Origin of the sequence: Comamonas sp. MYb21, assembly GCF_037479395.1 — a bacterium.
Lineage (GTDB): Bacteria > Pseudomonadota > Gammaproteobacteria > Burkholderiales > Burkholderiaceae_C > Comamonas.
Genome location: NZ_JBBGZC010000002.1, coordinates 155,522 through 169,832, shown reverse-complemented (window position 1 = coordinate 169,832; position 14,311 = coordinate 155,522). Strand labels below are relative to the sequence as shown.

Here is a 14,311-nt window from a genome sequence, read left to right as displayed (position 1 = left end):
TTCACGGTTTTACATGGGGATGTGAGGACCGACGCGTAGGCGGCACCAGAGACCGGGACCAGGCGATGGCCGGGCGTTCGATAAACACCCAGGAAGCCAGCGCCAGCATCAACACGATGACCAGGGCCAAGACCATGTATATCGGCTTGGAAATCCCATGCCTTAGACTGATCTCGGTGAGGGCCTGCTGCACCGGGAATGCATAAATGTAGATGCCGTAAGACAGATCATGGCGCAGACGAATGCGGGTCAAAGGCTTCCAATAGGCAAGCAGAAAAACGGCACCGGGCAGGCAAAGGAAGACAGCGCCCTGAACGATCGCCAACGTGGTCCCGGTACAGGCAATGACAGAGCCCAGCAGCATAGGCAGTACCAACCATAGCCTGCGGTCTACCGGGATGTAGTTAAAAGCAGCCCCAGCGAAGAACATGGTGGCGAATTGCCAGAAATCTCGCCAGCTGATCGCGCCGTCATCCAGCGCGGGAATTTTCACCAACAGAAAAGCAGCGGCCGACACGGCCACTACTAGCACAAGAATCCGGCGAGAGAGCCCTAGCGTCATACCGAATAAAACCAGCAGCACATACATCAAGACCTCGTACTTGATGGTCCACAGCGAGCCGTTTACCGCGTTCTGAATTGGATTGTGCGCAAACACCCCGGGGAGGTCATTGAGTGTCGCAAGGCCAGTTCCATAGTTGACAAACAACCCCCAGGTCTGCCCCGAAGACAGAAAGCTTTTCAGATCCAGCGTCGTCATGAGCCCACCAATGACAAACACGGATATGAAGGCTGCCGCCAGCAGCCCAGGGAAAATTCTCAGCGCCCGTTTGATGCCAAACGCAGTCCATTGCGCCGTTCGGCTCCAGCTTTGGACATTGAGATAGCCGCTGATGAAGAAAAAGACATAGACCGACAGCGAGCCCATGCTGTAGGTATTGTTGAAAAATGGGGTGATCTGCAGGTCGTAGAAGAGCGAGCCATGGGCCCAGAAAACGCCCAGGGCCGCCATCAGTCGCAGCAGGTCAAAGTTATTCTCTCGCATCCCCGTCTCGATAGGATCTCGCAGAAAAATCTGAGAGCATACCCGATGCGACACGGGTCAGCGCTTCCCTGACGACTATCGATGCTCACTTTTAAACTGTCTGGTTGCCACAGCCAAGATGGCATTGAATTCATCGCGGCCACTTTTGGCCCCATCGGCGATTGCTGCCGCTTTGCCCCTCACGCGCAAGGCAGCATGGTGCACGCCCGCCAGCCAAATGCCGATAATGGTGGGCCGCCATGGGCGGCACCGCTTTTCTCGCCAGTCTGTTAGCCCTGAGGATGCCCGTATGAATGCCCCCACCGCCCCCCTGCCCACCTCGCCACGCCTGACCTCGCTGTCGCATGGCGGCGGCTGCGGCTGCAAGATTGCCCCTGGGGTGCTGGCCGATCTGATGAGCCGCAGTGCGGTGCCCAAGCAGTTCTATGCGCAGCTGCTGGTGGGCACCGAGACGGCGGATGACGCGGCGGTCTACCAGATCAACGACACGCAGGCGATTGTCGCGACCACCGATTTCTTCATGCCCATCGTCGATGACCCCTATGACTTTGGCCGCATTGCTGCGACCAATGCGCTGTCGGACATCTACGCGATGGGCGGCACGCCGCTGATGGCGCTGGCCATTGTCGGCATGCCGATCAATGTGCTGCCCCATGATGTCATTGCCAAGATTCTGGAAGGCGGCGAGTCCGTCTGCCGCGATGCCGGCATTCCGCTGGCCGGCGGCCACTCGATCGACTCGGTCGAGCCCATCTATGGCCTGGTCGGTATCGGCATCGTCAACCCGGCGCAGCTCAAGCGCAACCGCGATGCCCAGGCGGGCGATGTGCTGATCCTGGGCAAGGCCATCGGCGTCGGCATCCAATCGGCCGCGCTGAAGAAAGGCCTGCTCAGCGACAGTGACTACGCCAGCATGGTGCGCACCACCACCCAGCTCAACCGGCCCGGTGCCGCGCTGGCGCAGCTGGCCGATGTGCATGCGTTGACCGATGTCACCGGCTTTGGCCTGCTGGGCCACACGCTGGAGCTGGCGCGCGGCGCGCAGCTCACAGCCGTGATCGACAGCCAAGCGCTGCCACTGCTGCCCGGCGTCCTCGATCTTGCCCAGCAAGGCGTGGTGACTGGCGCCTCGGGACGCAACTGGGCGTCCTACGGCAGCGATGTGGCAATGGGCGCAAAAGTGCCCGATGCGATGCGCAGCCTGCTGACCGACCCACAGACCTCTGGCGGCCTGCTGGTCTCCTGCACGCCGGAGGCTGTTGGCCAGGTGCTGGACATCTTCAAATCCCAGGGCTTTGGCGATGCCTGCGTCGTCGGCCAGATGCAGGCGGGCGAGGCGCAGGTTGTGGTGTCGTAACAGCGCAGCGCCTGAATGCAAAAACGCCTGCTTGATGCAGGCGTTGTTGGTGGGGGCGCGATAACGCCGGTATGTGCTTAGAACGGCAGCTTGGGCATGCCGCCGCCCATCATGCCCTTCATGCCGCCCATCTTCTTCATCATCTTCATCAGGCCGCCGCCCTTCATCTTCTTCATCATCTGCTGCATCTGGCCAAACTCGTTGAGCAGGCGGTTGACCTCTTGCACCTGCACGCCAGCGCCAGCGGCAATGCGCTTCTTGCGCGTGGCCTTGATGAATTCGGGCTTGGCGCGCTCATAGGGGGTCATCGAGCAGATGATGCCTTCCTTGCGGCGCACTTCGCGCTCGGCCTTGTCCATATCGACCTTGCCGGCCTTGCCCGCCAGCTCCGAGGGCAGCTTGTCCATCAGGGTCGACAGGCCCCCCATCTGCTTCATCTGCTGGAGCTGGCCCAGGAAGTCGTTCAGATCAAAGCCGTCGCCGGACTTGATCTTCTCGGCCATCTTCTGGGCCGCCTCCATGTCCACGCCCTTGGAGACCTGCTCGACCAGGGCCACGATATCGCCCATGCCCAGCACGCGCTGCGCATGGCGCTCTGCGTCGAACACTTCCAGGCCATCGAGCTTTTCGGACACACCGGCGAACTTGATGGGCGCGCCGGTGATCTGGCGCACCGACAGCGCCGCACCGCCGCGCGAGTCACCGTCGAGCTTGGTCAGCACGATACCGGTGAGCGGCAGCGCCTCCTTGAAGGCCTTGGCGGTATTGATCGCGTCCTGGCCCTGCATCGCATCGACGACGAACAAGGTCTCGACCGGCTTCAAGGCCGCATGCAATTGCTGGATTTCGGTCATCAGCACTTCGTCGATGGCCAGGCGGCCGGCGGTATCGACCAGGAGCACATCAAAGTAGTGCTTCTTGGCGTAATCGAGCGCCGCGTTGGCAATATCCAACGGCTTTTGGTCGGGCGTGCTGGGGAACCATTCCGCGCCCGCCTGCTGGGTCACGGTCTTGAGCTGCTCGATAGCGGCGGGGCGGTAGACGTCTCCCGAGACGGTCAGCACCTTTTTCTTGCGCCGCTCGATCAGGTGCTTGGCCAGCTTGGCCGTGGTGGTCGTCTTACCGGCACCTTGCAGGCCGGCCATCAGGATCACCGCCGGCGGCTGGGCCTGCAGGTTGATGTCGGCCACGCCCTCGCCCATCGTGGCGGCCAGTTCCTTGTTGACGATCGACACCAGGGTCTGGCCCGGCTTGAGGCTGCCCAGCACTTCCTGGCCCAGCGCTTTTTCCTTGACGCGGGCAATGAAGTCGCGCACCACGGGCAAGGCCACATCCGCCTCCAAGAGGGCCATGCGCACTTCACGCAGCATGTCCTGGACATTGGATTCGGTGATACGGGCCTGGCCACGCATTTCCTTGACGAGGCGCGAGAGTTTATCGGTCAGTGCGGAAGCCATAGGGTGGAGTCTTGAGTAATCGTGGCAAAGGGGGCGCCCAGCGGTAGCCGCTGGCCGGAGCCCGGGCTAAAAACGACTGGCGCCAGGGGCTGTAAGCCACAGCCCTGCAAACCTTTGATTCTACCCGCTCACCCCAAAACTGACGCGGGGCCAGGGCTGGCAGCCTGCCCGCGAGCGCAAGAAACTATGGCCCGCTCCCTACAATAGGTAAATGTTTGACCGTGAAGCGCCAAACGAATTTAGCCTTTGAGGCTGCGCACATGCAGGCCCGAAGCCGCGACAATGCAGCTGCGGCCTGCGCCTGCCCCCGCTGGCATGGCCAGCTGCAATGCCAAAGCCCTGCCCGCCACCCTGAGGTGGCGCTTTCTTTGACCAGGATCACCGATGCCAGATACGCCGTATCGCCACTTGCTAGACCATTTCTCGGACGCCTTCTTCGTGACCGATACGCAAGGCCGGATCCTGGATGTCAATACCCAGGCCTACCGGGAGATGGGCTACAGCCTGGCAGAGCTGATGGCCCTGACGGTGGCCGATTTTGCGCTGGACTACACACAGGAGGAGTTGCTGGCCCTGTGGCAGAAAATGGAGCCCGGTGAACACACCGTGGCCACCAACACCCACCAGCGCAAGGACGGCTCCTGCTTTCCCGTCGAGGTGCACATCACCTGCCAGCTGGTGGATGGCGAGAAGCGCTTTTTCACCATCTCCCACGACATCACCGAGCGCATGCGCCGCGACCAGGAAATTCAGCTGCTCAATGCCGCGCTCGAGCAGCAGGTCGAGAAAAGCACCCAGCAGTGGCGCCATTCCACCCACCTGCTCGATGCGGTGATGCGCGGCACCTCGGACATCGTCTTTGTCAAAGACCGCCAGGGCCGCTATGTGTTCGCCAACCCCGCGGCCGAGGCCATCACGCAGATGCCGCCCGGGGGACTGATTGGCAAGACCGATGCCGAAATCCTCGGGGGCCACAACAATTTTGCCGACGACGATGCCGCCGTTTACCGGAGCAGCACGCCGGTGGTGTCGGAGTCACATGCGCTGATCGAGGGGCGCCGGCTCAGCTTCCAGTCCATCAAGAGCCAGTACCGCAACGAGCATGGCGAGGTCATCGGCCTCTTGGGCATTTCGCGTGACACGACGCAGATGCGCGAATCGGAAAACCAGCTGCGCCAAAGCTATGACTCGCTGCGCCGCGCCGAGCGGCTCTCGCGCATCGGCAGCTGGACGCTGGACCTGGCCAGCGGTGAGATCGAGGCCTCGGAGATGATGTACGAGATGAATGGCCTGGACCCGCAGGGGCCCAAGCTGACCCAGGACAACATCGCCCACATGATGCCGCCGCAGGACTATGCCAAGGTGGCCGCGGCCATTGCCCAATGCGCCCAGACCGGCCAGCCCTACCGGCTCGATGTGACCCATTACACGCCCGATGGCGGCCAGTTCCCGGCCAGCATCCTGGGCCAGGCCGACTATGACAGCAGCGGCCGCATCGTCAGCCTCAGCGGCACGCTGCAGGATCTGTCCGAGCGCGAACAGGCGCGCCAGCGGCTGGAGGCACTGGCCGACAACCTGCCCAGTGGCGCGATCTACCGCGTCGAAGGCACGGCCACGACCTTGCGCATGAGTTACATCAGCGCCGGTATCGAAAAGCTCATCGGCGTGAGCGCGCAGGCCATCATGGCCGACAACGCGGCCTATATCAAAACCATCCACCCGGCAGATCTGGCGATGTACCGTCAGCAGCAGCGCGAGGCGCTGGAGCACCTGAGCCTGTTTGACTGCAGCTTTCGCATCATCCGCCCCGATGGCAGCCTGCGCTGGCTGCGCTGCCGCTCGGCACCCAGCCGCCAGGAAGCGGGCACGATCTGGGACGGCATCATGCTCGATATCACGCGCGAGCGCGAGGCCGAGCTGGCGCTGCAAAAAGCCAAGGAAATGGCCGAAGCGGCCGAACGCGCCAAGTCCGAGTTCCTGGCCACGATGAGCCACGAGATCCGCACGCCGATGAACACCGTCATCGGCATGACGCGCCTGATCCAGCAGACCCCGCTGCTGCCCAAGCAGCGCAACTACCTGGAGAAGGTGGAGCTGTCGGCCAACGCACTGCTGTCGGTGATCAATGACATCCTGGATTTCTCCAAGATCGAGGCGGGCATGCTCACCTTGGAGAACGTGGAGTTCGCGCTCGACGATGTGCTCGAGACCGTCTCGGCCGTCACCACCTTGCGCGCCGAGGAAAAAGGCATCGAGGTGGTCTACTCGGTCGCGCCCGATGTGCCCCGGCAGCTGAGCGGTGACCCGCTGCGCCTGAGCCAGGTGCTCAACAACCTGGTGAGCAATGCCATCAAGTTCACCCACTTGGGTGAGGTGGTCATCAGCATCCAGACCACCGAGACCGCCGGCAACCGCCCCGTGGTCCCGGGCAAGATCGGGCTGGAGATCACCGTCAAGGACACGGGCATCGGCATGAGCCCGGCCCAGATGAGCCAGCTGTTCCGCCCCTTCTCGCAGGCCGACAGCCAGACCACGCGGCGCTATGGCGGCTCGGGCCTGGGCCTGGCCATCTGCCAGCGCCTGGTGGGCCAGATGGGGGGCGAGCTCAAGGTCGAGAGCAGCCCGGGGCTGGGCAGCACCTTCTACTTCTCGGTGCAGCTGCACCCCGCCCAGCTGCAGCAGGCGCCCAAACCAGCCCGCTACCACGGCACGCCGGTGGACCGCGTGCTGATCGTCGACGACAACGCCAGCGCACGCGACATCCTGGCCGAGATGGTGCGCGGTTTTGGCATGCGCGCCGACACGGTGGATTCGGGCGAGCAGGCCTTGTCCGATCTGCAGCTCGCCTCCCGCGTGGGCACGCCCTATGGCCTGGTGCTGATGGACTGGCGCATGCCAGGCATGGACGGGCTGGAGGTGGCGCGCCGCATCCGCGAGGAAGAACACCTCTCGGCCACCCCGGCGGTGCTGATGGTGACCGCCTACGGCCGTGACGAGGTCATGCGCAAGGCTGAAGAGCTGCACCTGCAAGGCCTGCTGATCAAGCCGGTGACCCAATCGGTGCTGTTCAATGCCATCTTGGAGGCCTTGCAGTCGCAGGGCGGCGGCCTCTCGCGGCGCGCCCTGCCCGACACGCCGGGCCAGCCGCAGGCGCTGCACACCAACCCGATCCAGCTCTACCCCCACCTGCATGGCAAGAATGTTCTGGTGGTCGATGACAACGCCCTCAACCGCGAGGTGGCTGCCGACTTCCTCAGCCTGGTCGGCGTGCAGGTGAGCCTGGCCACCAATGGCGCCGAGGCGCTCAGCATGCTCGAGCACCACCACTACGACGCCGTGCTGATGGATGTGCACATGCCGCAGATGGATGGGCTGGATGCCACGCGCGCGCTGCGCCAGCTGCCCCATCTGCAGCAGCTGCCGGTGATTGCGCTGACCGCGCAGGCCCGCGTCGAGGACCGCAGCGCCATTGAAGAAGCGGGCATGAACGCCCACCTGACCAAGCCCATTGACGAGCGCAAGCTGTACGAAACGCTGAGCGAATGGATCGCAGGCCCCGGCAACGGCGCCGATACGCCGGATGCACCCGAGTCCGAATTCCTGCGCGACGAGGCCCGCGTGGCAGCCACGCCCGGCATCAACCACGCCAAGATGCTGCAGCGCTTCCATGGCAATGCCGAGCGGGTCGAACGGGTGCTGGCCGGCTTCTACCGCGACTTTGCCGACGCCCCCCAGACCCTGGTGCTGCATGTGCAGCAGTCATCCTGGGAGCCGCTGTCGATGCTCGCCCATTCGCTCAAGGGGGCGCTGGGCTACCTCGATGCCACGGCCCTGGTCCAGGCGGCCGAAACCATCGAGAGCCAGGCCCGGGAGTGGACGCAGGCCCCGCCGCCCGCAGCGCAGCCCCAGCGCCTGCTGCATGCCGAGACCTCCGAGTTTGCCGCCCAGCTGCAGACACTGCTGCAAGGCCTGGCCACGCGCCAGCATCCACCGGCCCCGCCGAGCGCAGCGCTGGACGCCGCGCCTGCGGCCAGCCCGCCCGCTGCCACCAGCCTGCGCCAGGACCTCAAGCACCTCAAGCGCCTGGTGGCCGATGGCGACTATGCCGCCGTCAGCGAGCTCGAACGCATGCTCCTGGCCAGCCCCACGGCGCGCTGGACGCCGCTGCTCCAGCAGATCCTGCAGCATGTGGAAGACCTGGATGGCGAGGCCGCGCTGGCGGCGATCGAGCGGCTCGAACAGATCCTGCCTTGACCTTCTGGCTACCAGCCCCCTTGAGACCTAGACCCCCTACCATCGCACCATGCAAGCTGAGCCCGATAACGACCAACCCACCATCCTGATTGTGGATGACGAGCGCGTCAACCGCTCCATGCTCGCCGAGCTGCTGGGCCAGCAGTACCGCGTGCTGCTGGCCAAGGACGGCCCCAGTGCGCTGACCATCGCCACGCGCGAATCGCACCGGCTGCTGCTGGTGCTGCTCGATGTCAGCATGCCCGGCATGAATGGCTATGAGGTGCTGACCCAGTTGAGAAAGCAGGAGGCGACGGCCGGCATTGCGATCATCTTCATCACCGGCCAAAGCGATGCTGCGGCCGAGGAGTATGGCCTGCGCCTGGGCGCGGCCGACTATGTCTCCAAACCCATCCGCCCGGCAGTGGTGAGTGTGCGGGTGCGCAACCAGATCGACCTGGCGCTGCAGCGCCAAGCCTTGCAGCGCCTCGCGCAGGTCGATGGCCTGACCAACCTGGCCAACCGCCGGCATTTTGATGACATGCTGCGGCGCAGCCAGCGCCTGTGCCTGCGCAGGAACGACCCGCTGGGCCTGGCGCTGATCGATATCGACCACTTCAAGCTGTACAACGACCACTATGGCCATGTGCAAGGCGATGAGGCGCTCAAGCAAGTAGCCGGTACGCTGGCGCGCCATGCGCGCCGCCCTTATGACCTGGCCGCCCGCTTTGGCGGTGAGGAGTTTGCGCTGATCCTGCCCGGCCACGCCGATGCCGTGGCCGTGGTGGAGCGCTTTCGCCAGGAAGTGCAGACGATGGCGATTGCCCATGCGGCCTCCACCACCGCGCCAGAGCTGACGGTGAGCTGCGGGGTGCTGACCATCCACTGCGGCCAGACCGACGGCCTGGAGGACTGCCTGCGCCGGGCCGATGAACTGCTGTACGAGGCCAAGACCAGCGGCCGCAACCGGGTCTGCGCGACCAGCGTCGGCATATAGCGCGCGCTGGGCAGGCTCTGCGGTTGATCGCTGGCAATAGCCGGCAGATGGCAAGGCGCTAGCGCCCGCGCAGAGCACACAGGCCTTTCGCCGCAGCTATGATAGCGGGCATGCTCTCTCCCGCCTTTGCCGCAGCCAGCACCAGCCCCATCGGCTGGGCGCTGGCCATTGCTGCAGCCATTGCCTACGCCATCCCCGCACTTGCGGCCCGACGCCTGCAGGAGCCCAGCGCACGGCTGGGCTTGCGCGCGGCCTGGGCCTTGCACCTGGCGGCCATCGGCTGGAGCCTGGTGGGTGACACGCCCCATTTCGGCTTTGCGCCGGCGCTGTCCGTCACCGCCTGGCTGGTGCTGACGGTGTATGTGGTCGAGCAGCAGCTCTACCCGCAGCTGCGCTCGCGCTGGCCGCTGTCGGCCATGGGCTGCATCGCGGTCCTGCTGGCCGGCGTCTACCCCGGCAGCCCTTTGCATGTGAATGCCTCGCCCTGGCTGCCGCTGCACCTGGCGCTGGGCATTGCCTCCTATGGCCTGTTTGCCGCCGCCGTCGTGCATGCTGCACTGATGACCCGGGCCGAGCGCCAGATGCGCCAGGATGGCAGCCACGACGGCGGTCTGCCGCTGCTGGCCCTGGAGCGCCTGACCTTCCGCTTTGTCACGGCCGGCTTCATACTGCTGTCCGCGACCTTGCTGGCCGGCTGGTGGTTTGGCGAGGCGCTGTACGGCAAGGCCTGGGTCTGGAACCACAAGTCGGTGTTCTCGATGCTGGCCTGGTTGACCTTTGCCGTGCTGCTGGTGGGCCGCAAGCGCTTTGGCTGGCGCGGGCAGCGCGCCGTCAACATGCTCTATGTGGGCGCCACCTTGCTGCTGCTGGCCTATGTGGGCTCGCGCTTTGTCCTTGAAGTCATCTTGAAACACTGAGCTGCCATGAAGTATTTGCTGGTATTGCTGGTGCTGGCCGTGGGCTGGCACATGTGGCGCAGCCAACGGGTCAAGAACGCGCCGCCGCCACCGCCCAAAAAAGGCCTGGCCAAACCCGAGCCCATGGTGCACTGCGCGCACTGCGGCGTGCACCTGCCACAGTCCGATGCCATCGGCTACCAGGGCGCACATTACTGCTCGCAAGCCCATCTCGCCCAGGCGCTGCCGCCTGGCCAGCGCTAGGCTTTGGGCATCGCCACGATGGCCGCGCTGGCGTTGATGGAAACCCCCTTCAAGCGCCTGTGGCGCGGCTACCTGGTGGCCCGCGTCTTTGTGGCCCTGCTGCTGGCGCTGGGCGCCATGGCCATCACGCCGGCGCAATCGGGCCCTTTGCTGTCGCAGCTGGCGCTGCTGGGCGCCTATGGCATCTCGGCGATGCTGTATGCCGCGCTCAGCCACCAGCCGCCACCGCAGCGCCGCGTCTATGCCTGGCTGCCCACGATCGGCATGGATCTGCTGCTGATCTCGCTGCTGGAGGTGACCAAAACCGGTACCTACACCTTGACGCCGATGTTCGGCCTGGCGGTGCTGTTTGCCGGCACCCTGGGCGGCTGGCTGGTGACCTTGGGCAGCTGCGCCTACATCACGATCTTCCTGATTGTCGAGTCGCTGAGCTTTCGCCTGTCGGTGTTTGACCCCGATGGCACGCAGAACACGGTGCAAGCGGGGCTCGCCGGGGCGGCCTATTTTCTGGTGGGCATTCTTGTGCGGCTGCTCGCCTCGCGGGTGGAGCGCGAGACCTTGCAGGGCCTGCGCAATGCCGCTGCGGCCAACCAGCAAGAGCAGATCAATGCGCTCATCCTGCAGAACCTGCCCGATGGCGTGCTGGTGGCCGACCAGGCCTTGCAGGTGCGTATTGCCAACCCGGCTGCCATGACCTTGCTGGGCCACCCCCACCTGCCGCTGGCGCTGGCGCAGTTGCCCGCCTGGCGCGGTGTGGTCGAGCAGGTCACCCAGACCTTTGCCGAGCAAAAGCCCTTCTCGCAAGACCTGGCACTGACCGCGCCGCAGATGGCCCCCATCGGCCTGCATGTGCGCACCTGGCTGACCCACCCGCTGCCCACCTTCGGCACCATTGGCAGCCATGACAATGACCCGCTGTGCCTGGTGTTCTTGCATGACCTGCGCGAGATAGAGGCGCGGCTGCGCACCGAGAAAATGGCGGCGATGGGGCGCATGTCCGCAGCTGTCGCCCATGAAATCCGCAACCCGCTGACGGCCATCACCCAGGCCAATGCGCTGCTCGATGAGGAGCTGACCGACCCGGGCCAGAAGCGCCTGACCTATATGGTCGAGCAAAATGCCCAGCGCCTGGGCCGCATTGCCGAAGATATCCTGGACATTGCCCGCGTGCATAACCAGATCCAGCCCGGCGATGGCGACTCCATTGCCCTCAATGACAGCGTGCTGCACATCTGCCATGACTGGATGGCACTGGCCCCTGCCGCCCACACCGTGGCGCTGTCGCTCAGTGCCGAGGACAGCCTGGTGGCCTTTGACACCGGGCACCTGCGCCAGCTGCTCTACAACCTGCTCAACAACGGCCAGCGCTACCGCCGGGACTGTGCAGACTCCTTGCGCGTCAGCACCCACAGCAGCCTCACGGGCACCACCACCTTGGTGGTCTGGAGCGACGGCGCGCCCATCGAGCCGACCATTGAAAAGCACCTGTTCGAGCCCTTCTTCTCGTCCGAGAGCCGATCGAGCGGCCTGGGCCTGTACATCTGCCGCGAGCTGTGCACCCGCCATGGCGCTATGATCCGCTACGAAAGGCAGAGCACAGCGCTGCCCGAGCTGGCACAGGGCAATGCCTTTATTGTGCAGTTTCGCAGGGCCGCCAGCCCCGCGCATCCCCAGCAGACTGATTTGATCCACCAGGCATGAGTTTTGAAAACACCACTGTTCTGGTCGTGGACGATGAGCCCGACCTCAGAACCCTTTATGAGCTGACCTTGCTGCGCGAAGGCTACCGGGTCTACACGGCCGGCTCGGTGCAGGAAGCCCGCGCCCAGCTGCAGCAGCGCCGCTTCGAGATCCTGATCACCGACATGCGCCTGCCCGATGGCCTGGGCATGGAGCTGCTGCAGGACCTGCGCAGCCAGGGCCGCAGCGAGCGCGCCATCGTCATGACCGCCTATGGCTCGGCCGACAATGCCGTCGCGGCCCTGCGCGAAGGCGCGTTTGACTACCTGACCAAGCCAGTGGACCTCAAGCAGTTTCGCCAGGTGGTGGCCTCTGCCAGCCAGGGGCTGCAGGATGCCGCTGCGCTGGCCCTGGCGCAGCCCGCGTCTCAAGCGGCGCCGCAGCCGGGCACGCCCGCGCGGTCAGCCCTCCCGGCCCAGCGCGAATTGATCGGCCCGTCCCTTGTGATGCAGCAGGTGCGCGAGCGCATTGCCAAGGTGGCCGGCAGCATGGCGCCCATTCTGGTGCGCGGCGAATCGGGCACCGGCAAGGAGCTGGTGGCCCAGTCCTTGCACCGCAACAGCCAGCGGGCCAGCGGGCCGATGGTGGCCGTCAACTGCGGCGCCATCCCCGAGAACCTGCTCGAAGCGGAGTTCTTTGGTGCCCGCAAAGGTGCCTACACCGGCGCGAACCAGGACCGTGAAGGCTTTTTCCAGGCCGCCCATGGTGGCACCCTCTTCCTCGATGAAATCGGCGAGCTGCCGCTGTCGATGCAGGCCAAGCTCTTGCGTGCGATCCAGGAGCGCAAGGTGCGGCCCCTGGGCTCGCAACAGGAAGAAGCGGTCGATGTGCGCATCGTCAGCGCCACCCACCGCGATCTGGCGGCCGATGTGCAGACCGGGCGCTTTCGCCAGGACTTGTACTACCGGCTCAACGTCATTGACATCTTCATCCCGCCGCTGCGCGAGCGCCGCGAAGATGTGCCCGCGCTGTGCCAGGCGCTGCTCGAGCGCATCGCCAGCGAGAGCGGCCAGCCGGTACCCCAGCTCAGCGCCCAGGCGCTGCACACCTTGGCGGGCCACGCGCTGCCGGGCAATGTGCGCGAGCTGGAAAACCTGTTGCTGCGCTCGGTCGCCTTGAGCGATGGCGCTCTTCTCGATGTGGAGCCGGCCCGGGCCGATGCCACGCGTCCCTCGCCCGCGCAGAGCCAGGCAGCAGAGCCGGCGCCTGCCTATGGGCAGCCCACGCCCGCGCCACAGGCCGCAGCCGTCGCGCCTCAGCGCCTCCACGGCTTTGCGCCGCCACAGGATCTGCCCGCCGATCTACAGGCCTGGCTCGATGGCATCGAGCGCGACATCCTCGTGCGTGCGCTGCAGGAGTTTGGCTTTAACCGCACCGCTGCGGCCAACCGCCTGGGCATCAGCCTGCGCCAGATCCGCTACCGCATGGAGCGGCTGCAGATCCATGACCCCAGCGATGGGATGCAGCCCTAGGGCCCGCCGCCATGCCCCACGACCTGCCCGAGACACCGCCTGGCGCGCACCCCCACGCTGCGCCTCATGCCAATATGCACGCCACCAGCGCGCCGCAGGCAGCGCTCTGGCAAGACGGCTGGCTGCGCACGGCCACGCACTGCCCCTCGCCCAATTTCGGCCCCCGGCCTGAGGGGGCATGCACCGATCTGGTGGTCGTCCACTCGATCAGCCTGCCGCCGGGCATCTACGGCACGGGGGATGTGCAGCGCCTCTTTACCAACCAGCTCGACTGGGATGCCCACCCCTATTTCCAGAGCATCCGGGGCCTGCAGGTGTCCTCGCATTTCTTCATCACGCGCCAAGGCCTGGTGTGGCAGTTTGTCAGCGCCGACCAGCGCGCCTGGCATGCCGGCCAATCGTTCTGGCGCGGCAGGCCGCGCTGCAATGACGACTCCATCGGCATCGAGCTCGAAGGCCTGGAGGGCGAGACTTTCGAGCCCGCCCAGTACGAGAGCCTGGTGCAGCTGTGCCAGCAGATCCGCGCGCAGTATGCGATCGCCTATATTGCCGGCCATGAGCACATTGCGCCGGGCCGCAAGAACGACCCGGGTCCCGGCTTTCTCTGGCCCCAGCTGCAGCAGGATCTGGCCTGGCCGCGATCGATGTTTCCCGCATCGCTCGGCCTCTAAATCGGGCTATAGCCCAAGCCTCTAAGAACCTGTTCAAAGCCGCCTGCATCTGCCCGGCATCCCCTTTCATTCGCATGCAATGAAAGGCATGTACGCCACAAAAAACACGGCAATTTTCCACATTTGAAAAAAATTTTTTCAGATGCAATGCCTATGTTTTACGCAGGCTCTGCAACGCA

Annotated in this window: 10 protein-coding genes; 8 read left to right on the top strand and 2 right to left on the bottom strand. The window is 64.9% G+C overall.

Annotated features, from left to right (window positions below):
• Nucleotide 1: 1 nt before the first annotated feature.
• Nucleotides 2–1,045: an acyltransferase family protein gene (locus WH367_RS03680; RefSeq protein ID WP_339534309.1), complete on the bottom strand. Its 1,044-nt coding sequence runs from the start codon at nt 1,043–1,045 to the stop codon at nt 2–4.
• Between the two features lie 289 nt (nt 1,046–1,334).
• Here WH367_RS03680 and selD point away from each other — a divergent pair, with 289 nt between their 5' ends.
• Nucleotides 1,335–2,402 carry a selenide, water dikinase SelD gene (selD, locus tag WH367_RS03675; RefSeq protein WP_339534307.1) on the top strand — a complete coding sequence of 356 codons (1,068 nt, stop codon included), beginning with the start codon at nt 1,335–1,337 and terminating at the stop codon, nt 2,400–2,402.
• A gap of 77 nt (nt 2,403–2,479) precedes the next feature.
• On the opposite strand, the gene ffh is transcribed toward selD, so the two are convergent.
• Nucleotides 2,480–3,859, bottom strand: coding sequence for a signal recognition particle protein (gene ffh, locus WH367_RS03670; RefSeq protein WP_021026457.1), 1,380 nt, complete (start codon nt 3,857–3,859; stop codon nt 2,480–2,482).
• A gap of 384 nt (nt 3,860–4,243) precedes the next feature.
• Between ffh and WH367_RS03665 the strand changes: the two genes are divergently transcribed.
• The 7 genes from WH367_RS03665 to ampD all read left to right on the top strand — a co-directional run bounded on the left by WH367_RS03665 (nt 4,244) and on the right by ampD (nt 14,132).
• A complete protein-coding gene (locus WH367_RS03665) occupies nt 4,244–8,113 on the top strand; it encodes a response regulator (protein WP_339534305.1) in 3,870 nt (1,289 codons plus the stop codon).
• Nucleotides 8,114–8,162: 49 nt separating this feature from the next.
• The gene (locus tag WH367_RS03660; RefSeq protein WP_021026460.1) at nt 8,163–9,089 is read left to right on the top strand and encodes a diguanylate cyclase; all 927 of its coding nucleotides are present in this window, start codon (nt 8,163–8,165) and stop codon (nt 9,087–9,089) included.
• A gap of 110 nt (nt 9,090–9,199) precedes the next feature.
• Entirely contained in the window at nt 9,200–10,006 is an 807-nt protein-coding gene (locus tag WH367_RS03655; protein WP_339517289.1) for a cytochrome C assembly family protein, read from the top strand.
• A gap of 6 nt (nt 10,007–10,012) precedes the next feature.
• On the top strand, nt 10,013–10,249 hold the full coding sequence (locus WH367_RS03650) for a PP0621 family protein (RefSeq protein WP_021026462.1): 237 nt from the start codon (nt 10,013–10,015) through the stop codon (nt 10,247–10,249).
• 3 nt (nt 10,250–10,252) lie between these two features.
• A complete protein-coding gene (locus WH367_RS03645; protein WP_052329916.1) occupies nt 10,253–11,950 on the top strand; it encodes an ATP-binding protein in 1,698 nt (565 codons plus the stop codon).
• On the top strand, nt 11,947–13,461 hold the full coding sequence (locus WH367_RS03640; protein WP_339534302.1) for a sigma-54-dependent transcriptional regulator: 1,515 nt from the start codon (nt 11,947–11,949) through the stop codon (nt 13,459–13,461). Before WH367_RS03645 ends, WH367_RS03640 begins: the two co-directional genes overlap by 4 nt.
• A 74-nt stretch (nt 13,462–13,535) precedes the next feature.
• The gene (gene ampD / locus WH367_RS03635) at nt 13,536–14,132 is read left to right on the top strand and encodes a 1,6-anhydro-N-acetylmuramyl-L-alanine amidase AmpD (RefSeq protein ID WP_339517453.1); all 597 of its coding nucleotides are present in this window, start codon (nt 13,536–13,538) and stop codon (nt 14,130–14,132) included.
• The last annotated feature ends 179 nt before the right edge of the window (nt 14,133–14,311 follow it).

Coding starts and splice junctions, on each gene's coding strand:
- WH367_RS03680 (WP_339534309.1), bottom strand. CDS start 1,045: ATGCGAGAGAATAACTTTGACCTGCTGCGACTGATGGCGGCCCTGGGC.
- selD (WP_339534307.1), top strand. CDS start 1,335: ATGAATGCCCCCACCGCCCCCCTGCCCACCTCGCCACGCCTGACCTCG.
- ffh (WP_021026457.1), bottom strand. CDS start 3,859: ATGGCTTCCGCACTGACCGATAAACTCTCGCGCCTCGTCAAGGAAATG.
- WH367_RS03665 (WP_339534305.1), top strand. CDS start 4,244: ATGCCAGATACGCCGTATCGCCACTTGCTAGACCATTTCTCGGACGCC.
- WH367_RS03660 (WP_021026460.1), top strand. CDS start 8,163: ATGCAAGCTGAGCCCGATAACGACCAACCCACCATCCTGATTGTGGAT.
- WH367_RS03655 (WP_339517289.1), top strand. CDS start 9,200: ATGCTCTCTCCCGCCTTTGCCGCAGCCAGCACCAGCCCCATCGGCTGG.
- WH367_RS03650 (WP_021026462.1), top strand. CDS start 10,013: ATGAAGTATTTGCTGGTATTGCTGGTGCTGGCCGTGGGCTGGCACATG.
- WH367_RS03640 (WP_339534302.1), top strand. CDS start 11,947: ATGAGTTTTGAAAACACCACTGTTCTGGTCGTGGACGATGAGCCCGAC.
- ampD (WP_339517453.1), top strand. CDS start 13,536: ATGCACGCCACCAGCGCGCCGCAGGCAGCGCTCTGGCAAGACGGCTGG.